General features: G+C 63.6%; 23 protein-coding genes and 1 pseudogene. 12 read left to right on the top strand and 12 right to left on the bottom strand.

Annotated elements, in window-relative coordinates; all coding sequences use genetic code 11:
- Position 1: 1 nt before the first annotated feature.
- Positions 2–295: a hypothetical protein gene (locus ACFWB0_RS06030; protein WP_378489529.1), complete on the bottom strand. Its 294-nt coding sequence runs from the start codon at positions 293–295 to the stop codon at positions 2–4.
- Complete coding sequence (locus ACFWB0_RS06025) at positions 292–423, bottom strand: hypothetical protein (RefSeq protein ID WP_378489528.1); 132 nt, start codon at positions 421–423, stop codon at positions 292–294. The genes ACFWB0_RS06030 and ACFWB0_RS06025 overlap by 4 nt, the downstream gene beginning before the upstream one ends.
- Positions 424–607: 184 nt before the next feature.
- Between ACFWB0_RS06025 and ACFWB0_RS06020 the strand changes: the two genes are divergently transcribed.
- From ACFWB0_RS06020 to ACFWB0_RS06010, 3 genes are all read left to right on the top strand, one after another.
- A complete protein-coding gene (locus ACFWB0_RS06020; protein WP_378489527.1) occupies positions 608–1,534 on the top strand; it encodes a hypothetical protein in 927 nt (308 codons plus the stop codon).
- Between the two features lie 262 nt (positions 1,535–1,796).
- Complete coding sequence (locus ACFWB0_RS06015) at positions 1,797–2,189, top strand: ester cyclase (protein WP_378489526.1); 393 nt, start codon at positions 1,797–1,799, stop codon at positions 2,187–2,189.
- 284 nt (positions 2,190–2,473) lie between these two features.
- Positions 2,474–2,860 carry a nitroreductase/quinone reductase family protein gene (locus ACFWB0_RS06010; RefSeq protein ID WP_378489525.1) on the top strand — a complete coding sequence of 129 codons (387 nt, stop codon included), beginning with the start codon at positions 2,474–2,476 and terminating at the stop codon, positions 2,858–2,860.
- Positions 2,861–2,885: 25 nt separating this feature from the next.
- On the opposite strand, the pseudogene ACFWB0_RS06005 reads toward ACFWB0_RS06010, so the two are convergent.
- Together ACFWB0_RS06005 and ACFWB0_RS06000 are read right to left on the bottom strand one after the other, a co-directional pair.
- Positions 2,886–3,551, bottom strand: a pseudogene (locus tag ACFWB0_RS06005) (replication protein); the annotation flags it as partial.
- Positions 3,536–3,772, bottom strand: a complete 237-nt coding sequence (locus ACFWB0_RS06000; protein ID WP_378489524.1) for a hypothetical protein — start codon at positions 3,770–3,772, stop codon at positions 3,536–3,538. The gene ACFWB0_RS06000 and the pseudogene ACFWB0_RS06005, both read right to left, overlap by 16 nt.
- A gap of 389 nt (positions 3,773–4,161) precedes the next feature.
- Between ACFWB0_RS06000 and ACFWB0_RS05995 the strand changes: the two genes are divergently transcribed.
- A complete protein-coding gene (locus ACFWB0_RS05995) occupies positions 4,162–5,568 on the top strand; it encodes a carotenoid oxygenase family protein (RefSeq protein ID WP_378489523.1) in 1,407 nt (468 codons plus the stop codon).
- 233 nt (positions 5,569–5,801) lie between these two features.
- Positions 5,802–7,106 carry a lipase family protein gene (locus ACFWB0_RS05990; protein WP_378489522.1) on the top strand — a complete coding sequence of 435 codons (1,305 nt, stop codon included), beginning with the start codon at positions 5,802–5,804 and terminating at the stop codon, positions 7,104–7,106.
- Between the two features lie 302 nt (positions 7,107–7,408).
- Here ACFWB0_RS05990 and ACFWB0_RS05985 read toward each other — a convergent pair whose 3' ends face one another.
- The 6 genes from ACFWB0_RS05985 to ACFWB0_RS05960 are packed head-to-tail and all read right to left on the bottom strand — an operon-like array spanning position 7,409 to position 13,061.
- Positions 7,409–8,191 (bottom strand): hypothetical protein, encoded by a 783-nt coding sequence (locus tag ACFWB0_RS05985; RefSeq protein ID WP_378489521.1) that lies wholly within the window; start codon positions 8,189–8,191, stop codon positions 7,409–7,411.
- A complete protein-coding gene (locus ACFWB0_RS05980) occupies positions 8,181–8,930 on the bottom strand; it encodes a hypothetical protein (RefSeq protein ID WP_378489520.1) in 750 nt (249 codons plus the stop codon). The genes ACFWB0_RS05985 and ACFWB0_RS05980 overlap by 11 nt, the downstream gene beginning before the upstream one ends.
- A gap of 19 nt (positions 8,931–8,949) precedes the next feature.
- Complete coding sequence (locus ACFWB0_RS05975; protein WP_378489519.1) at positions 8,950–9,693, bottom strand: hypothetical protein; 744 nt, start codon at positions 9,691–9,693, stop codon at positions 8,950–8,952.
- A gap of 31 nt (positions 9,694–9,724) precedes the next feature.
- Positions 9,725–10,471, bottom strand: a complete 747-nt coding sequence (locus ACFWB0_RS05970; RefSeq protein WP_378489518.1) for a hypothetical protein — start codon at positions 10,469–10,471, stop codon at positions 9,725–9,727.
- Positions 10,468–12,702: a hypothetical protein gene (locus ACFWB0_RS05965; RefSeq protein ID WP_378489517.1), complete on the bottom strand. Its 2,235-nt coding sequence runs from the start codon at positions 12,700–12,702 to the stop codon at positions 10,468–10,470. Before ACFWB0_RS05965 ends, ACFWB0_RS05970 begins: the two co-directional genes overlap by 4 nt.
- 53 nt (positions 12,703–12,755) lie before the next feature.
- Positions 12,756–13,061 (bottom strand): hypothetical protein, encoded by a 306-nt coding sequence (locus ACFWB0_RS05960; protein WP_378489516.1) that lies wholly within the window; start codon positions 13,059–13,061, stop codon positions 12,756–12,758.
- Between the two features lie 151 nt (positions 13,062–13,212).
- On the opposite strand from ACFWB0_RS05960, the gene ACFWB0_RS05955 reads away from it, so the two are divergent.
- Positions 13,213–13,392, top strand: coding sequence for a hypothetical protein (locus ACFWB0_RS05955; protein WP_378489515.1), 180 nt, complete (start codon positions 13,213–13,215; stop codon positions 13,390–13,392).
- Positions 13,393–13,436: 44 nt separating this feature from the next.
- Here the strand turns inward: ACFWB0_RS05955 and ACFWB0_RS05950 are convergent, their stop codons facing one another.
- The gene (locus tag ACFWB0_RS05950) at positions 13,437–14,984 is read right to left on the bottom strand and encodes an HD domain-containing phosphohydrolase (protein WP_378489514.1); all 1,548 of its coding nucleotides are present in this window, start codon (positions 14,982–14,984) and stop codon (positions 13,437–13,439) included.
- Between the two features lie 126 nt (positions 14,985–15,110).
- On the opposite strand from ACFWB0_RS05950, the gene ACFWB0_RS05945 reads away from it, so the two are divergent.
- Positions 15,111–15,848 (top strand): hypothetical protein, encoded by a 738-nt coding sequence (locus ACFWB0_RS05945; RefSeq protein WP_378489513.1) that lies wholly within the window; start codon positions 15,111–15,113, stop codon positions 15,846–15,848.
- Positions 15,849–15,937: 89 nt separating this feature from the next.
- Here ACFWB0_RS05945 and ACFWB0_RS05940 read toward each other — a convergent pair whose 3' ends face one another.
- Positions 15,938–17,428: an alpha/beta hydrolase gene (locus ACFWB0_RS05940; RefSeq protein WP_378489512.1), complete on the bottom strand. Its 1,491-nt coding sequence runs from the start codon at positions 17,426–17,428 to the stop codon at positions 15,938–15,940.
- Positions 17,429–17,593: 165 nt separating this feature from the next.
- Here ACFWB0_RS05940 and ACFWB0_RS05935 point away from each other — a divergent pair, with 165 nt between their 5' ends.
- The 5 genes from ACFWB0_RS05935 (at position 17,594) to ACFWB0_RS05915 (ending at position 21,007) form a co-directional block, all read left to right on the top strand.
- The gene (locus ACFWB0_RS05935; RefSeq protein ID WP_378489511.1) at positions 17,594–18,241 is read left to right on the top strand and encodes a TetR/AcrR family transcriptional regulator; all 648 of its coding nucleotides are present in this window, start codon (positions 17,594–17,596) and stop codon (positions 18,239–18,241) included.
- Positions 18,242–18,348: 107 nt separating this feature from the next.
- Entirely contained in the window at positions 18,349–18,861 is a 513-nt protein-coding gene (locus ACFWB0_RS05930) for an RGCVC family protein (RefSeq protein WP_378489510.1), read from the top strand.
- A 122-nt stretch (positions 18,862–18,983) separates the two neighbouring features.
- Positions 18,984–19,949, top strand: a complete 966-nt coding sequence (locus tag ACFWB0_RS05925; protein ID WP_378489509.1) for a TIGR03557 family F420-dependent LLM class oxidoreductase — start codon at positions 18,984–18,986, stop codon at positions 19,947–19,949.
- Between the two features lie 77 nt (positions 19,950–20,026).
- A complete protein-coding gene (locus tag ACFWB0_RS05920; RefSeq protein ID WP_378489508.1) occupies positions 20,027–20,551 on the top strand; it encodes a flavodoxin family protein in 525 nt (174 codons plus the stop codon).
- 90 nt (positions 20,552–20,641) lie between these two features.
- Positions 20,642–21,007, top strand: a complete 366-nt coding sequence (locus ACFWB0_RS05915; RefSeq protein ID WP_378489507.1) for a VOC family protein — start codon at positions 20,642–20,644, stop codon at positions 21,005–21,007.
- Positions 21,008–21,011: the final 4 nt, after the last annotated feature.

The following is a 21,011-nucleotide window of genomic DNA, read 5'->3' as shown; positions in this document are numbered from 1 at the left end:
GCTATCGGTGCATCGTCAGCACATATGCGGCGGGGATGCAGGTGAGCAGTTGCAGAGCGAGAATGCCGAAGGTGACGGCCAGGCCGACCAGCATGGCATTGCCCAGGGACGCATCGTTCCAGGCGCGCGCGTAACCGTCGAACGTGAGGGTGTCGGGAAGCAGGGAGAACCCGGAGCCGAACACCTGGTCGTGGTCTGCAACCGAGGTGCGGATCATCCAGTAGAAGGGAAAGAGGGAGACGAGCAGCGCACCGGCGAGGAAGATCCACCTGCCGGCCCGTAGAGCGGCGTTCATCGTTCGTCCTTTCCGGAGAGCACTTTCCGCTGCCAGAGGCCGACGGCCAGCAACGCCACGACCATCAGGAACGACAACGCCGACGCAGCATCCAGATCGAAGTACTGGAAGCCCATCCGCCACGCCATGGTCAGGATCAGCTCGGACGAATGCTGCAGGCAGCGAGCCAGCTACACCGATCTCGATTGGTGGGTGCTACCGGATCCGAGCATTCTCGCGGCGGCAGGGAGCGGCGATCACCTCGAGGATCTCGTAGACCTGTCGAGTCCTTTCGGCCTGCTTGTAGTCGGAGGCAGATGATCTACTGGATCCATGACGGTGTGGAATTCCTCGGCGAGTACGGCAGACGCATTGTTGACAGGCCCCCGTGGCCGCAGGTTGTTGTTGGAATTTGCGCGGGCAGCCGACAGCGCCGTCCAAGAGAACTACACCGAAAGCTCTTTCAGCTCCGTCATCTTCTACGCCGCACACGCCCTGGACCCCAACCCGGGTGTCCTCTTCGGACCCGGCGCCGGCGAACCGCTGCCCAAGATCTCACCGGACGAGGTCGCCCGCCGGCTCGCGACGGTGCCGCTTCCCGAGGCGACCGAAGCTGCCTTGCGGTCGGCGCTCGGGATGGCGGTGGACATGGCCCGCTACTGGCAGGAACCCGACGGTGAGGATGTCCTCGCCGCCACAGCTCCCATGCGACGAGAATTGCGACGCGTCGCCGACCACATCGCACAGTCTGCTCACGTCGACTGGTGGTCGACCGAGGTCGCTCGCGACGACCAATGGTTGGTGGGCTGGGCCGACACTGCTGAAACCACGCCGCAGGAGCCCCGCGAACAAGCGCCGCTCACCGAGCGCTTGGCGAAGTGGCGCGACCGCGTCGTCGAGCAGGAAGCCAAAGCCGAACGTGATCGCCCGCGAGACCCGAAGGCGAACTACTCGGGTGAGTGGTGGTCCTTTCCGTGGGAGGCGCGCTGTTCGGTGCGGTCGCTCGACGATGGATTGCCGTCGGGCGTCCTGTTCGTCGAAGACAGTATGGGCTGGAAGCAGGCCTTCGCTCGGCGTATGCCAGTGCCCGCGTCCATTGAGGTGTTCGAGATCGACGGCGCCGACGCCTGGGCTGATCTGTGCCGTCGATACCCGCTCGAGATGACGGCGCAGAAACGTCACGACTGGTACCAGACCACCGGTCGAGACGGACGCTGGGTGATGCCGGACTGGAGTGGCGTCGCCGAAGCATACGAGTGAACCAGGGTGTTGTCGAGGTCGACGTAGAGGATCTTTCGGCGATCAGTCACATCGTGACATACCTGCGGCATCGTAAAGCGGTGTGTGGTGCGCTGATGTTCTGCGTGTCAGCATGAGTTGAGCGCACTGGTTCACAGCAACCCCACCCGAAAGAGGAGATAGGGCTCAGCCCAACGATGGACACTCCTGCACCCTGCACTTCGCCTCCACCTCCGGACCCTATAGGTGCGCTGCCGCGCAACTGAACCTGAGAAGGGAACCTATGAGTACGCATTCACTGGCCGAGATCTATCACCGCTACCTCGAATGCCTCAACGAGCGGCGATGGGAGTCTCTTGGTGAGTTCGTGTCCGACGACGCGACACGCAACGGCAAGCCGATGGGGCTCAGCGGATACCGCGAAATGTTGGAGGCAGACATCGCGGCACTACCTGATCTGGAATGCGTCGCCGAAATGGTGGTGATCCAGGATGACCTCGTGGCCAGTCGGCTGAAGTTCCGGTGCACCCCGCGGCGGACTTTCCTGGGCTTCGAACCGATCGGAACACCGATCTCCTTCGCCGAGCACGTCTTCTACCGGTTCCGTGACAAGAAGATCGCCCAAGTGTGGTCGGTAATCGACACCGAAGCCATCGCTGCACGGATGGCGCGCTGAACGCGCAGTGGAGCGAAGTGGTCTGGTCCGGTGGGCGGTTGCCGGCGACCTCACCCGAGCTGTGATCGCAGCGGTGTTGTCGACCGAGAGCGGGCACGTGTCGATACCGCAGCGAAATTTAGGACCGTAACTCTCCTACATCCGCGACACACTCGAGTCATGAGCGAAACCACTCGACCGCCGAACAGCAAGAGCAGACCGACATCACCGACTATAACGACCCGGACGCGCCGTGGAACCAGGCCTGGGACGAGCAGGGCAGCATCGCCAACTGGAACGACGATGTGATCAAGGAGTTCCGGGAGAACTCGGGCACGGTGGGCGGCGCGTACGCGGGCGGCGACCTCATCCTCCTCACCACCACGGGAGCCAAGAGCGGCGAACAGCACACGACTCCGCTGGGGCCTCTGTACCGCGACGACACCTTGTACGTGAGCTCGTTCATCGAAGACAAGTACCCGGCCTGGTGGTACAACATCAAGGCGAATCCGCAGGTCACTGTCGAGCTCCGGGACAAGACCTACCGGGCGACCGGCGAGGTGCTCGAGGGTGCGGATTACGACGAGTTCGCGACGTGGGTCCTGGCCAACAATCCTCTGCTGGCGGATTTCCAGTCCAAGATAGATCGGCCCATGCCGCTGGTCGTGCTGACCCTCAACGGCGAGGTCTGAGCGCTCGAATGCGCCGTTCGAACGGCTACGCGGCGACGGGTACGCGACAGCTGCACCTCACAGCCCGCCCGTGGTCGTCATCAGGCAACCACCCGTACTCGTCGCACTTCCCGCACTTGTCCGGCGGGATCCGGGGTGCAGCGAGGCCCTGCCAGAGCGGGATCCACGCCTGCGCGAACCGCATTGGGTCGCTGGCGCGATGCACCGACTTCGCCGTCGCGGCCAACTTCGACACTCCATGAGTTTCGATCAGTTCGTGGATCGCGGCTGCCGCCTCCGGTTTGAGATACGCGAAAGTTGCTGTCAATCCAGCATGGCTACATGCTGCCGCGAGTCCTGCGATGTCCGGGCTGAGAGGAACGTTCAAAGCCCGTGACGTGCGGTTGGTTTCAGTCCTTGGTATATCAGTACTTGTAAGAGCGCCTGGCTCGCCGTCGTCCGCGTCGCCGCGGGTCGGTTTATCAGGCCCCGGGCACGCGACGACCGGCTCTTCGTAGATCGTCTGCACTGTCATCCACTGGCCGAGCTCGTTCTGGAACTTCTCGCGCACGAGGTAGCCGAGGTCGGCGAGCTCGCACAGTGCGGAGCGGATGGCGTCGCGACCTTCTTTCGGAGATTGCCCGGCTATCGACTCCGATCGGGTGCGTCAGTCGTCGGGCTTCGACAGGAGCCAGATCAGCACGCCGCGCGCCCCTCGGTCGGGGTGACGACGGCGACGATCGTCCCACCGAACGTCTCGTCGAGCCGGCTGACGATTGCCACGTCGAGGACGTCGGGATGACCGGCGAGCGCGTTCTCCACCTCGACGGAGTGGTGCCCGCGGCCATCGAGGTGTTCGAGATCGACGGCGTCGACGCCTGGGCTGATCTGTGCCGTCGATACCCGCTCGAGGTGACGGCGCAGAAACGTCATGACTGGTACCAGACCACCGGTCGCGACGGACGCTGGGTGATGCCCGACTGGAGTCGCGTCGCCGACGCGTACGGGGGAGTGCACCTCACGGTGGCGGGATATCTCGCCCCGACGGAGACGTCGTCGAGTGGATACTCGACGACAACCGGGAACACTGGCTTCGGAAGGTCGCTCCTACCTCCTGATTCCGTCGAATCGTCCCAACGGTAGGGAATCCATATGCAGTCACTCGGAGCGATTTCGTCATTCGGTCGGATCGATGGCAATGAAATCTCTGCCGTCAACCAGAGGTAATGAACCGCCGGTGAGGCGCACACTCGTCTTATTGCCACGACACTCGACCGAAGGCAACATTTCGAAAATCAGCCCACTTCCGCAAGGACGAAGCTATGACCGCAATCAGCGACCCCCACAGCCCCGCTCCGGTATCACTCGCCGACCACCCCTTTCTGACCGGTGTCTACGCACCTCAACGCTCCGAAGTCGACGTCGATGATCTCCACGTCACCGGTGAACTGCCGTCGGATCTCAGCGGCAGCTATCTGCGCAACGGCCCGAACCCTCGATTCGACCCGATCGGCTCGTTCGTCTACCCACTCGACGGCGATGGCATGGTGCACCGCATCAGCTTCGACCACGGGCACGCGTCCTACAGCAACCGGTTCGTCCGCACACCCATGGTCGTGGCGGAGGAGGCAGCGGGACGCGCCCTGTGGTCGGGGATCACCGACGGGTACACGCCGCCGGCCGAGGTCGTCGGCGACGACCTGGCAGGTACCGTCCGTCAGCTACCCGACATCAACATCGTTCACCATGCGGGCCGTCTCATGGCCATGGCCGAAGGGGACAAGCCGTACCGCCTCGACCCGGCCGATCTGCGCACACTGGGCGAGGAGGACTGCTCCGGCGCAATGCGCGTGGGAAGCACGGCCCACCCGAAGGTCGACCCGCATACGGGGGAGATGGTGTTGTTCAACTACGCCCTCGAAGCGCCGTATCTCACCTGGTCGGTGGTGGGCGTAGAAGGGCAGGCCGTGCGTGAACCGACGGCGGTAGACGGGCTCGACGAGCCGGTGATGATCCACGACATGGCGCTCACCGAACGCTACGTCGTCCTGTTCATATGCCCCTTGATCTTCGACCTCGCCGCAGCGATGACCGGTGGGTCGCTGCTGTCCTGGCGTCCCGATAACGGCACCCGTATAGCGTTCATCCCCCGCGACGGCGGGACGGTCCGATGGATCGACACCGACGCGTTCTGGGTGTGGCATTTCGCCAACGCATTCGACAATCCCGACGGCACCGTCACGGTCGACTACGTCGAATGGACCTACCCGAACGGATTCGCCGACATTACGTCCCCCAGCACCTCTGGACTGATACGAGCGCAATGTAATCCCGCCACCGGCGCCTTCGGCCGCACATCTGTCAGCGCTCGTGCAAACCTCGAATTCCCCCGGGTCGACGATCGGCTGCTCACCCTCGACCACCGCCGGGTCGCGACCGTGGGCAAATCCGACACCGATCGGGGCGACCTCGACAGTCTCTGGTTTCACGATCTCGAATCCGGAACCGAGGTGTGCTGGACTCCGTCTGTCGCGATCGGTGAACCGATCTACATTCCCGGCCCGCACCACGACTACTGGGGCGCAATCGGCACCGATCCCGACGACATGCACTCACGCTTCTATCTGCTCGACGCGGACAGCCCGGCAGACGGGCCCCTGGCCACGATCGAGCTGCCTATTCGCGTACCGGCCGGGCTCCACGGCTTCTGGGATCCGACGGCACGCTGATCACCGTCACGCATCGGCTTGCGACGCGATCATGCTCGGTGTGCGGCTGCTTCCGCCAATGAGCATCGGTGATCTTGTTCCGCATCGCATCATTGCTTAGCGGAGTCTCGGGCTGGGAATTTGTCCGCACGTCGGGGCAGCACCCGGCCCGGTCCTTCGTCACCTCTCCCGACGATGGACGGCACTCCACCCGATCCCCGGGCGGGAGTCGTGTCCGAGACAGGCTTCTCGCCATGCACCCAGTCAGCTTCTCCGCCAAGCCGATACGACCGTTCGCCGCAGCCGCATTCGCCGCGTTCCTACTCTGCGCCGGAACGGTAGTGGGTGTGGGTACCGCGACCGCACAGCCCACGGCCCCGATGGTGGTTCCGTTGCCGTCGGCCGACCCCTTCTACACGTGGGACGGCCCCCTCGACGACGTCGCACCGGGCGCGGTGCTGAACACCCGGACGATGCCCTTCGGATTCCACGATCAGGCCACACCCATCACGAGCACACAGGTGCTGTACCGGACCACCGACCAGTTCGACCGCCCGACCACGACGGTCGCGACCATCCTGCGTCCGTTCGTACCCGGCCCGGCCAAAATGATCTCGTATCACATGGCGTACGACGCGCTCGGCTCCGAATGCGATCCGTCGTACACGCTCACCGGGAACGGCACCTACAGTCAGGCGGGCACGTTCGAGCAGGGCGTGATCACCGGCTACCTGGCTTCGGGATTCACCGTCGTCGTTCCGGACTACGAGGGCCCCGACCTCGAGTGGACCATCGGACGCCAGTCGGCCTACGCAGCGCTGGACGGGGTTCGTGCCGCGGAGTCGGTGCTGGGACTTCCCGCGTCGACACCGGTGGGGTTGGCCGGCTACTCCGGCGGCTCGGTGCCCACTCAGTGGGGTGCGGAGGTCGCGCCGGCGTACGCACCCGAACTGAACATCGTCGGCGCTGCGGCGGGTGGCCTGCCCGTGAACCTGGCTCACAATCTGCCCTACGTCCGCGGCAGCACGGACTGGGCCGGTGTCATCCCGGCGCTGATCGTCGCCTACCAGCGCACGTACGGTCTCGACACCGCCGCCTTCCTCAACCCTCACGGGCGGCAGATCGTGGACACGGTCAGCTCCCAGTGCATCAATGCGTTCGCCTCCCACTACCCGGGGCTGACCGACACCGAGATGCTCCGAGCCCCCTACACGTCGCTGCTCGAGATCCCCGGCGTCATCCGCGCCATCAACGACAACATCATGGGTACGGCGGGTACTCCGCGGGTGCCGATGCTGTTGGCGGTCGGAGACGTCGACGGTACGGGTGATTCGGTGATGATCACCGGCGACGTCGAAGGGTTGGCGCACGACTACTGCGAGCGTGGTGTTGCCGTCACCTATGCGCAGTACGACCGCCTTTCACACAGCGAGGCGTTCCTGCCGTTCCAGGCGCAGGCGGCGCAGTTCTTCACCGACCGCTTCGCCGGCGCGGCCCCCGCAGACAACTGCGCCGTGGTCGGGCTCGGAAATGACCTCGCGGCCACCCCGGTTCCCTGACCGCCGCGTGGATGTTCGGCGGTCGACACCCCGCGAGTACTGGGACATACACACGCGCCACGGGTGCCACTTGTAGTTCTGGTGAGTCGAGGTCGATTCCGTCTGGTGCGGTCCAGCGGTGCGACATGATCCTTGCGTCGGATTCGAGTGCGGCGAAGCGATCGGGCTCCGGCGGGGGTGGTGGAGTCGCGGCCGGTGAGCACGCTGAGATGACGGCGGCGAGTGTCGCGGTGGTGAGGAGTCGGATGGGAAGTCGGCTCGAATGCTCCACCGCGCGGGCCATTTCGGATGTGTCCGCGCTCTTATTCATCGTCGCCGACGAGGATCGGCCAGCCGGGGTAGAACGGTTCGACGACGGGAGCTGCGGTGAGCTGTTCCGTTAATGGGGTGTCTCGGTTGTATCCGGGCATGCCTGATGCGCAGATGCGCCAGGGGGCGTCATCGTCCATTCGCTTGTCGGTGAAGCGTTCGACTTCCCATCCGTCGAAGATGTTCCAGGTGGGATATGGCAGTCGATGCTCATGATCGAGGGTGGGCAGCGGTCCGCGGACGTCCTCAGCCTGTATCCGAAGGGAGACGGCGAGCCGCCGCTCCAGACGTGTCCAGCCAGTATCGGTGGGCATGGCGGTCTGCATATAGACATCACAGACATGGATTTCGGTGGCAGGTCGGCCTAGGTGGCTAGTGGATTCTATTTGAAGGATGTGGTGGTCGATTGTGCCGGTTCGTGTTGTGGGTGGTGACTTTTGGACCTGGGCGACGTCGTTGTATCCGGGGTAGAGGGTGTCGGTGTTGGCGGTGCGGTCGTAGTTGTTCTCGCTCTCGATATATCCGCGGGCCACCTGCACTTCCGGTGAGCCGAAGTCGGTGCCGTCTGGTGCGGTCCAGCGGTGCGACATGATCTTCGCGTCGGATTCGAGTGCGGCGAAGCGGTCGGGCTCAGGCGTGGGTGGTGGAGTCGCTGCCGGTGCGCACGCCGAGATGCCGGCGGCGAGCGTTGCGGTAGCGAGAATCCGGACATACGTGTGGGTCGAAAGAGTTTCTGCGGGAGTCGTTCCGGAGGTGATCATGCTTCTACTCGCCATCGTCGACGACAGTAGGCCACCCGGGATAGAACGGTTCGACGACGGGAGCTGCGGCGAGTTGCTCTGTTATAGGGGTGTCGCGGTTGTATCCCGGCATCCTTGTTCTGCAGATGCGCCACGGATCGCTCTCGCCTATCCGTTTGTCTGTGAATCGTTCGACTTCCCAGCCGTCGAAGATGTTCCAGGTGGGATACGGCAGGCGATGCTCGTAGTCGAGAATAGGGTGAGTTTCAGTCGCCTGATCAGTCTGCTGGATCCGGAGGGATGAGGAGAAACGCGTTTCCATGCGTATCCAGGCGGTGGCGGTCGGCATGGCGGTTCGCATGTAGACGTCGCAGACGTGAATTTCTGTGGCGGGTCGGCCTAAGTGGCTAGTGGATTCTATTTGAAGGATGTGGTGGTCGATAGTGCCGATTCGTGGTGTCGGTGGTGATTTCTGGACATGATCGACGTCGTTAAAGCCTGGGTAGAGGGTGTCTGGGTCGGCGGTGCGGTCGTAGTTGTTTTCGCTCTCGATGTAGCCGCGGGCCACTTGTAGTTCTGGTGAGTCGAGGTCGATGCCGTCTGGTGCGGTCCAGCGGTGCGACATGACTTGTGCGTCGGATTCGAGTGCGGCGAAACGGTCGGGCTCCGGCGGTGGAGCCGCTGCCGGTGCGCACGCCGAGATGACGGCGGCGAGTGTCGCGGTGGCGAGGAGTCGGATGGGAAGTTGGCTCGAATGCTTCACCGCGCGAGCCATTCCGGATGTGTCCTCGCTCCTATTCATCGTCGCCGACGAGTGTGGGCCAGCCGGGGTAGAACGGTTCGACGATGGGAGCTGCGGCGAGCTGCTCTGTTCTAGGGGTGTCGCGGTTGTATCCCGGCATACGCGATGTGCATATGCGCCACGGGGCGTCCTCGACCATCCGTTTGTCGGTGAAGCGTTCGACTTCCCAGCCGTCAAAGGCGTTCCAGGTGGGGTACGGCAGTCGATCCTCGTAGTCGAGAGCGACTGCGGTGCCTGCTGCCGAATCGGTTTGTTGTATTCGAAGCGATGTGTCGAAGGATGTCTCCAGGCGGGTCCAGCCTGTTGTAGTGGGCTTGGCGGTCTGCATGTGGACGCTGCAGACGTGGATTTCGGTGGCGGGTCGTCCCAGATGGGTGGTGGGCTCGACTTGGAGGATATGGTGGTTGATCGTGCCGGTTCGGGGTGTAGGTGGTGACTTGTACGCGTGGGCGACGTTCTTGTAGCCGGGATAGAGAGTGGCAGGATCGGCGGTGCGGTCGTAGTTGTTTTCACTTTCGACATAGCCTCGGGCCACTTGTATTTCTGGTGAGTCGAGGTCGATTCCGTCTGGTGCGGTCCAGCGGTGCGACATGATTCTTGCGTCGGATTCGAGTGCGGCGAAGCGATCGGGCTCCGGCGGGGGTGGTGGAGTCGCTGTCGGTGCGCACGCCGAGATGACGGCGGCGAGTGTCGCGGTGATGATGAGTCGGATTGGTGTTCGCGTCGCATGTTTCACCGTAGTGGCTGTTTCGGGTGTGCCTCTCCTCCTACCCATTGTCGTCGACGAGGATCGGCCAGCCGGGGTAGAACGGTTCGACGACGGGTGCTGCAGGGAGACGTTCCTTCACCGGGGTGTCCGGGGTGATCCCCGGTATTCGCGACATACAGACTCGCCACGGGTCGTTCTCGCCCATACGCTTGTCGGTGAAGAGCTCGATCTCCCAGCCGTCGAAGACGTTCCAGGTGGGATACGGCAGCCGATGCTCGTAGTCGAGCGTGGGTGGGTCTCCTGCGGCCCGCTCGATCTGTTGGAGTCGGAGGGACATGTAGAACCGTCTTTCCAGACGGGTCCACCCGTCAGCGGTGGGCATGGCGGTCTGTGTGTGGACGTCGCAGACATGAAGTTCAGTAGTGGGTCGTCCTAGGTGGGTGGTGGGTTCGACTTGGAGGATGTGGTGGTTGATCGTCCCGGTTCGTGGCGTAGGTGGTGATTTCGGGACGTGGGTGACGTCGGTGTATCCGGGGTAGAGGGTGGACGGGTCTGAGGTGCGGTCGTAGTTGTTTTCGCTCTCGATGTAGCCTCTAGCCACTTGTATCTCTGCTGAGTCGAGATCGACGCCGTCTGGTGCGGTCCAGCGGTGCGACATGATCTTCGAGTCGGCTTCGAGCGCCGCGAAGCGGTCTGGTTCCGGCGGGGGAGGGGGAGCGGCCTGCGGTGTGCACGCTGAGATGACGGCGCCAAGTGTTGCAATGAGGATGAGCCGGACGATTGCGTGGTTATGCTGAAGCTTCATCGTGGGATAGCTGTCTCCCTGTTCGTGGGTGCGACACTTCCGTACGCGTCGATGTAGTACTCGCGGAACGTTGAGAAGTCGATCCCGTACGTCTCTAAGGCTCTGTCTGCAGCGCCGGTAATGGCGTCCAGCGGCGGATTGCCGCTCGGGTAGGTGAGGGTGCCGTCGGATCCGAGGAGATTCAGATCGCCAAGGTTCGTGACGATTTCAGGATCCCGCGGCAAGCCGTACCGTCCGACTGCATTCTCCAGCAGGTTGTACGCGTTCGGCGCGCTGTATCGACTGAAGTCTCCGGTGAACGGGGTTGCTTCGGGGTCTTCGAATGCGGGCACGAACGTGTCTCGGATGGAGGTGCTGTTGACGTCCATCATCAATCCGACTGTGCCGCTGAGGCGAGGATCGAGTGCGACAAGATTCCGGATGACCGTGTAGTTCGTATTGAACGTGTCTTCCCGGCGTTGCTGCACGAACTCGTCGATCTGAGCTCGATCGTCGAACATTTCTCTTCCGGCGTTGTAGATCCCGGTGTCGAGCAGCGCTTGGAGACGACCCGCGTTGGACGCACCGAGGTACGAGGGGCCTTCGACGAAATCGTCTGCGTAGTACCGACCGAATGCAGTAGCTGCGCTTCCGAATGTGGCACTGGATTCCTGGTCCGTCGCCATGAGGGTGAAGATGCGTCGCGCGGCTTCGTTGAAATTGGGCGATTCGAGGCTGTCTTGTTTCCAATCACCCACGTTATCCGCCCTGACAAGCTCGGGGATGTACCCGTGCAACCCATCGGCGAATGCTCGCACCAGTCCGGGATTCACCTCACCGATGTTGGAGGTGTTCTCGCCGTGGACGTCCATCAAACGGTCGAAGTTCTCTTCGTGCGCAAGATACTGAGACAGATCGAGTGCAGCACGCTCCGCCCGGTCGACACGTGCGGGGTCGCCGGCAGCGTGGGCGTCGCCCATCTCGGGGGTCATCCAATTGGTGAGGCGTCCTGCAGATTCGCCGCCGTCGTCCCAGTCATGAGTGAACAGTGGTGTGAGGATGTCGTCGCGTTGAATGTCGGGGCGGCCGTCTCCGTCCAGGTCTCCTGCAAGCACGCGGGCACTGACGTCGTGGTTGCTGGCAGCGACGTCGAGCATCGATTCGCCGGCATGACCGACCGTGATGGGGATGGTGTCGTACGGCCCGGTGCCGGATCCGGTCGAATCGATCACGGATACTTGCGATGCGGCAGATTCGACGAGCTTCGTGCCGAGTTCGGCGCCGGGAGTGCCGCTCCCGGTTCCGACGAACTCCCAGAATTCGCGTCCGCGGATCACCGAGTCGATGTACGCGGCGTCCCCCGGATTGGCGAGTGCGTTGCGGTGCGCCGTGGCTGCGGCCCCCGGCTCGGACTCGAGCTCGCTCCGGACGTCGGGCGGCAGGGTGTCCATGAATGCGGACAAGGTGGGCGGGACCTGGTAGCCGTCGAGCTGGGCCGAGCCCGGACGCGCTTCGACGAGGTCGCGGGCGTCGAGTGCTGAGGTGCTGCCGTCGGCAAGGAGTTGCTGCTGCAACTCCATGACGCCATCCGCTCCGGCTTCGCCGTACAGGTTCTCGAGGTAGCCGAACGCGCCCGCTGGGAGAGCCGTGACGACCTTGCCGTTCGCAAGCTCCTCGAGAGACTGCGGGTCAAGACCTGCTGCGGCAAGGTTCGTGGTGAACCGTGCCAGATCTTCGGACGTGACCGTGCCATCGGTGAGCATGGCCCAGTCGTGGGCGGCTTCGTCGGGGGAGAAGGCTGCTGGTGCTGGTGTGACGTCGACGAGGTTCGAGATGATGCCGGTGATGCGGCGGGCATGGTCGTCGTCCACCTCGCCGACCACCCGCAGTGCGTCCTGAATCATGCCCCAGTGCGCGGCGGCGTCGGGTTCTCCCTCATAGACCCCGGTGAAGTCAGGCCCGGCGGTGACGCCTCCGTCACTGACGGTGAAGCCGGCTCGTTCGGCGGCGGCGATTCTGTCGAGAGCCACGCGTGCTGCGTGTGCGAGATCTTCGTCGGCTCTTCTGGTAGCGGAGGCGATTTCGCGTAATTCGTAGGAGATGGTGGTGTCGGACTTGCGTTCGCGGTCGAGGTGACCTGCTGCGGCGTCGGCAGCGATACCTGTCCACGCGGACCAGAGGTCGTTGGTGGATGCGTGGATCGAGTCGCGGGCGTCCTCGAGTCGGGTGGCGACCGACTCGGTCGAGGTCACCTGCTCGGACAGTGAAGACCAATTCCATTGACGTACATCGGATACCGAGGGAATCATGCGGACACTGCCCTCGCGAGCTCATCCCTGAAGTATTCCTCGGTGTGCGAGTAGTCCTCGCACACGCGGTTCATGGTGTCGTGCAGTGCCCATGCTCGATCGGCGAGGATCAACAGGGCGCGGCGCGTTGCTGCCTCGGCGTCGCCGAGCGCGGCGGCGACGGACGACGCCTGCAGGAATCCGCTTGTCGAATGAGTCTTCATCTGTGAGGTGTCGATCTCGCAGAGCTCTTCGGCGTGCAGATCGAAGTGGCGTGACACCGACCGGATTTGTGGCAGGTCGGCTTCGAGCGTGTTGGTCATCCCCATGATCCCCCATCGATCGGTCCCCTTGTCCGATCCGCCACAGACTAGCGTCTCGGGTGGTGTCCGCCAATTCCGCGGTGAGTGGTCGCCGTGTCGGCACCCTTCGCTAGGGTTCGCAACCGACTTGACTGTGCAGTGAGGGGGAGCGGTGGACACGGAATATCGTCGGCAGGGCGACGTCATCGAGTTCTGGCGAGCGGTGGAGTTGTTCAGCCCCCAGCAGGTACCGAAGGTCGACAAATTCGACACTCTGTCGCGTGTGGAGAAGGCGACGCTTCACGATCGGGCCTGCCCGGAAAGCAATCGTCCCGCGGGCATCCTCAGGTGAGGCAACAGGCCAAGAATGCGAGATCGGAACGACGGAGGGCTCCACTATCGAGAAATGCCGAGATCGATGGCGGTAAGTCCGGCTTGGGTGCGGCTGTGCACGCCGAGCTTGGTGTAGAGATGTTCGACGTGGTTGCGAGTTGTTTTCAGCGTGATGGTCAGCTCGGTCGCGATCTGACGGTTCGAGCGTCCCAGGGCGAGGAGCCTCAACACCTCCACCTCGCGACCGGTCAACCCTGCGGGCCAGGGAGCCCGCCGCTTGGTGCGGTGTCCGGCCGCGGCCAGTACTGCCTCGACTGCTTCTGTGTCGAACCGTCCGGCCTCAGCGTCGCGTCGCATCCGAGCGGCTGCCTCCTCGGCGGTGAGTGCGTGCCGATGGGGACGTGGTTCGCGTAGTCGCTGATACGTCTCCGCCGCCGCGAGTATCCGTGCAGTCGTGTTCAGATCGGCAGCCCGGATTCCGGCGGGATACCCGGAGCCGTCGAGCCGTTCACGATGTGTCGTGGCAAGCGCCACCACGGATTCCAGCCCGCTGACGCGGCTGAGTATCCGCCCTGTCAGGTACGGATACAACCGGACTCTCTCCCATTCCGCTGTGGTGAGGGGGCTGGGCTTTTCCCAGATCTGGTTGGGCACACCCATTCTTCCCAGACCGTGCACCAGCCCGGCGCGGTAGAGGAGTTCGGACTCCGCGGCCGGCAGGCCTTGTCGCAGCCCAGCGGCTGCCGCCAGATCCGCAACGCTCCGCGAATGTCCCAGCATGAAAGGGCATTTGAGGTCGACGAAATCCGCCATCGCCCGCAGCAGCTCGTCGAGTTCACGGCGGTCCAGAGTGCGGGCGCGATCCGGTGCCTGGGACAGAGCAGCCGACCACGCATCCTGCTCGAGCACACCCGCGGTGATCTCGGCTGCGGCCTCGTCGAACGCCTGCACCACGCGCGGACAAAATTGAGTGCCACTTCGTGTATGCGCCACCGCGACAGCACGTGCTGGTCCGCCGGTGCGCAGGTGAACCTCGGCGATGTCGGCCAGATGCACGATGTGCATCTCCACCGGGATTGCGTCCCCGCGCACACCGGCCGGCAGACCTGCGCCATCCCACCGCTCGAACGTGAAGGCCAGCATCGCGCTGACCTTGGGATCCAGGCCGACGCGGTCGGAGAGGACACTCGCGGACGCGCAATGCGATCGGATGAGCTCGGACATCTGACGGCGCGCTGTGAACAAGAATGCGGCGGCACGGAGGCTGCGTTCGGCGTGGGGCAGTCCGCGTCCGACGTGGTTCATCAGTAGACGCAGGAACGGTAGTCCCGTCATGTCCACTGTGTAGGTGTCGGCGCGGAAGGCGATGTCGTCGCCGAAGAGCCTCGTCAACTCGTGTGAGTCCGCATGGCATCCGATCCACGAGACCAGATTCGCGTAGAACACGACTGCCCGCTGCTCGGCGCTCAGTCCCATCCGCTCCGCGATGCGGGTAGCGATCAGGGCGGAACGCAGCATGTGCTCCATCGGCTGGCCGAGACCGAGATCGATCGCGAGTGACAAGGCAGCAATCAGTTCGGCTCGACGTGGACCGTCACCCTCGGAGGCCATGCGATCAGTGTCCTCCGCGGGTTGCGGGTTGCGAAAGATGAGGCAGTCGCCCCATGACGATGCGGCGCTCGCGGAGCACGATCGAAGTACTCGAACTCGAAGTAATCGAACTCTGGAAGGACGATCATGACTATCACTCCGTGTGCAGCCGCAGAGCGGCCCTGTGAATTGCCGAGTGTCTCCGGTGAGCGATTCGCCGGCTACGCGGTGATGGGTGCTCCGTTCACGAGCGGCCATTACCTCGCACTGCGCAAATTCCCCACCAACTCGGTCGGCGCCGGATATACGGCCGTATGGCACCGCGACCCTGCCGGGGCGTGGACCGTGTACAGCGATGTCCCACCCGAAGTGAGTTGCGCCCGGTATCTCGGCCGCGCACTGAGCAGGACCGAGGAGACCGACGTCCGTACCGAGTGGAGCGGTCCAGCGGAGCTGCATGTCGCAGTTGGCTGCGAGCTCGAGTGGGATCTTCGGATGACCACCTCACCGACGACGACGGCAATGAACGTGGCAGGCAAGCTCATGCCGGATCCTCTGTGGCACAGCCCCGCGGTACTGAAGGCGATGGGACGTGTCGCGGGACCGGTGCTGGGCGCCGGTCGTGTTCGGCTCGATGGACATGTTCCGAACGGCCAATGGTTCCGAGCCAACCCGCGACTGTTGTGGGCGGTGCACACCGTGCGAGCTGTGGTCGGTGGGGTCGAGCTCGGCCCCGATGGTGCGTTTTCCGAACAGGCTCGGTTCGGCGACTTCTGGCTGCCGCAGCGGGCATTGTTTGCCACAGTTCAGGCGTGGTTCGAACCGTTCGACGCACAACGCCATTCCTCGGCACGCCCATCCGCGGCGCATGCACAGCACGAATGATTCATGGCGAGCATGAGTTCTTGGTCGTGTCCGTGCCCTAGACGTGAGGCTCTGCCCTCCCGCTCGAAATGTCCTGGTCTGCAGCATGATCACCCCGCGCGACACGTGGTGTCCTGTTCGGGCATCACGCCCTCGACGAGGTAATCGGTGATGGTTTCCTGGGCGCAAGGGTTGTTGCCGAGGGCGTAGACACCGTGTCCGCTTCCGTCGACGGTCAGCAGCCGGGAGCGTTCGCCGAATTTCTCGTCGAGCAGTTCGCCGCCGCGCAGCGGCGTGACGGGGTCGCGTCGGTTCTGTGCGATCAGGATGTTTGTCGGGCCCTCATTGTCGATCGCCACGGGCGGCTCGGCAGGCGTGTACTGCCAGAACGCGCACGGCATGATGTTCGCAGTCGCAGCGCCGAAGAGGGGATAGGTCTCTCGGTCTTCGTCCACAGCTCGTCGGTAGGTGTCGACATCGCTGGGCCATTCGACGTCGTTGCACGTGACCGCGAGGAATACCGACCAGCTGTTGTCTGCCGGCGACGGCCCATTGCCTGTCTCGGCTGCGGCTGTTGTCGCCTCGGTGGGGTTCAGAAAGTACTGCCAGTTCTGTGCCGCTGTCTCGTAGGAGGCCGGGTTGTACAGCGTCACGAAGGTGGCCAGTCGGAACGCGCGGCCGTTGACCCCGTCCACCGGAGCACGGTCGAGGCGCTCGGCGATGGTGAAGTAGGTTTCGCGCACCTGCTGCGCCGTCTCGCCAAGACCGTATAGATCATTCTGTGTGGCAGCCCATTCCGCGAAGTCGGGGAACGTTTCCTCCATACCTCGTGCGTATCTGCGCATTCCGTCATGATCGAGATGGGTGTCGCCGATGTTGCTGTCGAGCACGACCCGATCCGAACTCTCCGGGAACATCGAGGCGTACGCGGCGCCGAGTGCGGAGCCATAGGAGTATCCGAGGAAGCTGGCCTTCTCCTCACCGAGTGCTGCTCGGACTCGGTCGAGGTCGCGGGCGATGTTTGCTGTGCTCACGTGGCGCATTCGCCCGTCGAGGTCATTCGCTGCGCATCGTTCGGCGACTTCCTCCGCGGTGGCCGCCTGCTCGGCGAATGCTGTTTCGTCGAAGGCATACGGCGGGACCGCGCCGTAATACTGCAGGTCGTCGGTGAATCCGCAACTCACGGGCGAGGAGTGCCCGACTCCGCGGGTGTCCACGCCGATCAGGTCGTAGCTGTCCAGGACCTCTGGTGATATTCCCTGCGATACAAGGAAGTTGGGTTGGTCCAGCCCGGTTCCGCCCGGACCGCCCGGGTTCAGCAACAACACACCTCGTCGTGCGTCGGGGTTCTTCGATGGCAGCCGGGAGATCGTGAGGTCGATGTGTGTGCCGTCGGGGTTACCGTAGTCCAGTGGCACGGGCACAGTGGCGCACTGTAATTCCGGTGGGCCGTCTTCGGGATTTTCGACGCCGTCGGGGCATGGGTTCCACTGCAGATCGGTCGACATCGGCTCTGCGCCGACTTGGGCAGGTGTCTGTGAACAGCCGACGACGACTGAACCTGCCAGCGCTACGGCCAGGATCGTGGTGTGGGGTTTCATGTGGTTCCTTCCGGGGTGAAGCCGCCGACGGACCTGGTTTGCCTACGGTGACGTTGTTTCCACTGCACCGGATCGGCGACGACCAGCACGCTGTACTATTCGCTGGATAGGGCGACAGTAGCACACTGTGCTAGCACGGTGTGTTGGTAATGGAGGTGTGGGGCGATGAAGCAACATCAGGATGGTCTCGATACGAAGGCCAGAATCATCATCGCGGCCTGCGAGATGATCGACGAGGACCCGGCGTCGACGCTGAGCGTGCGGACCGTGGCGGCACGAGCCGGGGTGAGTATGGGATCGCTGCGCCACCACTTCCCGACCCAGCGGGCACTGCGCGACGCCGTTCTCGAAACGATCTACGACGTCGTCGCGCCCGACGGCCAGATCATCCACGACAAGGCGGTGCCTGCTCGAGACCGATTGGTCCAGTGCCTGCGGCAGGTCCTGAGGGTGGACATCGGTGAACAAGCGCGACAGGCCTGGATCAAATTCTTCGACGCCTTCATCGCCGCCGAACCCACCGACGACATCCGAACCGCATACCTCGCCATGACAAGCGAAGGGGAGCGCAGGGTCGAACACTGGCTCACGATCCTCGCCAAGGAAGGCGCTCTACCCGAAGGCGACATCGCCGCGTACGCAAAGCTTTTGAACACCGTTCTCAATGGGCTGTCGATGGAGCGCGCGCTGCCCTCCGACGAGTCCATCCTTCAGCGAGAAACGGAAATCCTCTACACCGCAGTAGATTCGATCTTGCCGACGGGACTACGCGGCAAGTCGGTCACGAACGTCCAGCGATCGGGCACCTTGTAGGCCGCCGGCCGCTCGGTGGCGAACGCCCTCAGGTCGGCGCGTCGGTGCGACCTTGTCGCGATCATCCCAGCTTCCCACAACCGCGATTGCGCGAGCGGGAAGCTGGGATGATCGCGGGAGCATTCTGCCCGGCGTATTTGGAGCGAGTAGGGAAACGGGGTTTCCATCCGGGTCCCGCCGTTGTCGGTCGACGAGAATCAGTAGAGCGCGTCGAGTGGCGTGTTCGGCGGAGCCGAGCGCGGATCCGACGGATGGTCTGCGATCGCCAATCCGACGGCAAAAGCCGAGGATGGCGCAGTTCTGCCGGGTCCAAGGTAGCCTCGGGGTCACCGAGGACACTCGAATATGAGCGATCAGCCATGTCGTCCTCGGCGCGTAACCCGGCCGGAAGTCGAAAGGCCGAGAACTGGAGCGCCACCATGGCGTCGTACCCGACCGAAATGTTGAACCCGGCACGCGCAGAGGAATCAGCGCTGTCCTGCACGGCATGTCCGCACAGCATGGATTCCCATGATGCTCTCGGTGTTCGGTTTTGTGCCGTGACCTCGAGCCGAAGCCTCGACCGAAAATGCATCTGCTCTGGCGAAGCGCAGAATGTGCAGCATTACAACCGATACTGAACGAGAAATTCGGACCGGCCACCGTCGGCAGGTTCGAGAAGTGTCGCCGTGGGTAGACCGCTCTACGAGGCAGTCGTGTGCGCCTATGCATGCGCATTGCCGAAAGAGTGCACGGAGGCGCTGTGAAAATCGGATACAAACTGTTCGCGGAGGCGTACTCACCGACAGAGTTGGTGCGGCAGGCGGTGCGTGCGGAGGAGGCCGGCTTCGATTTCGTCGAGATCAGCGACCACTACCATCCGTGGCTGCACGACCAGGGACACTCCGGTTTCGCGTGGTCGATCCTGGGTTCGATTGCCGCGAAGACCTCGACGCTCGGTCTGGCCACCGGCGTCACATGTCCGTTCATTCGCTACCACCCGGCGATCATTGCGCAGGCTGCGGCAACGACGGCCTTGCTGTCCGAAGGCCGCTTCGCTCTCGGTCTGGGAAGCGGTGAGCGACTCAACGAACATGTGGTGGCACGTGGCTGGCCACCCGCCGCGACACGGACGGAAATGCTCCGCGAGTCGATCGAGGTGATCCGCTTGTTGTGGAGCGGCGGCTACCACAGCTACGACGGACGCCACATTCAGCTCGAGGACGCGCGTGTGTTCGATCTTCCCGACGCGCTTCCACCGATCGTGGTCGCGGGTTCGGGCGGGCCGGCAGTGAAGCTCGCTGCAGAGCTGGGCGACGGACTCTTCACCACAGATGCGGATCCCGATCTGGTCGAGAAGTACAAGAAGGCCGGTGGTGACGGGCCGCACTATGCCGAGGTGTCGTTGTCGTGGGCTCCGACGGAAGAAGCAGCGCTGACGTCGGCCCACACTCTGTTCCGTTTCTCTGCCACCGGATGGAAGGTTCAGGCGGAATTGCCGAATCCGGTCAACTTCGAAGCAGCGGCGTCCGTTGTTCGTGAATCGGACATAGCCGAGAGCTTCGCCTTCGGCCCCGATGTGCAACGTCATCTGGAGAAGATCCGAACCTACGCGGATGCCGGATTCGACCATCTCGCCCTTGTGAATGCCGGGCCGGACGTCGACGGTTTCTTCCGGTTCTATGCGGATGAGCTCGCACCGGTGCTGTCGAAGGTAATCCGCGAATGACGACCCCCCGACGGGCATAGCATTGACGTGCCGGTCGCCTCGAGGCCGGCAGTTCTCCCGGCGAGAGGATATCCGCCATGAAGGTTCTCGTGATCTTCGAATCGATGTACGGGAACACCCGTCACGTCGCGGAAGCGATTGCGCAGGGGATCGGCGAAGCTGCCGCGGTGACCACCGTCGCCGCCGCAGATGCGAAGGATGAAGATCTCACCGCGTACGACCTGGTGGTGGTCGGTGGCCCCACCCACGTGCACGGCATGAGCAGGCCCACCACCCGCCACGGCGCAGTGGAGGCGGCCGAGAAACCCGACAACCCGCTCACCCTCGAACCTGATGCAGAGAGCGACGGCGTGCGCGAATGGCTCGCTTCCCTCGGACAGGTGACCGGGAAGGCTGCCGCGTTCGATACGAGACTCGACGCCAACCCGTTGTTGACCGGCCGAGCATCGAAATCGATCGGCAAGAAGCTTCGCAAGGCCGGTTTCACTCTCGTTGCAGAGCCGGAGAGTTTCCTCGTCGACAAGCGGACAGTCCTTACACCTGGCGAGGCAGAACGTGCGAGTCAGTGGGGGCGCGCGCTCATCGACACAGATGGCGGTTGACGGTACTGCGCGATCCCGAAGCGCCACGGGTACGCCCGTGTCTGTAGTGGAATCGGTTGGAACGCAGCCGATTCAGAAGGAGATTCCGACATGCGTCCCACTGGTCTGACCGCAAACCTGAACGTCCCGAGCATCGAGGAAGCCCGCAGCTTCTACACCGACTATCTCGGGCTTTCCGTCGAGGAGATGAATCTGGGATGGGTCGCCCGGTTCACCACCCCCGACGGGCGCGCCACCGTACAACTGGTGAGCGGCGACGAGACAGCGCCCGTGGATTCCGCATTGTCCATCCACGTCGGCAACGAGGTGGAGGCCGCCTACGAGGACGCGCAACGGCGCGGGTTCGAGATCGTATATCCGCTGACGACGGAGCCGTGGGGCGTGCGGCGATTCTTCGTCCGCGCGCCGGACGGCACCGTGGTCAACATCGTGAGCCACTCGGACGACGAACAATAGCTTT

Source organism: Rhodococcus sp. NPDC060086, assembly GCF_042730275.1.
In the GTDB taxonomy this organism is placed as follows: domain Bacteria; phylum Actinomycetota; class Actinomycetes; order Mycobacteriales; family Mycobacteriaceae; genus Rhodococcus.
Note: the sequence above shows the minus strand (reverse complement) of the source record. Positions and strands in the feature narration are given on the sequence as shown.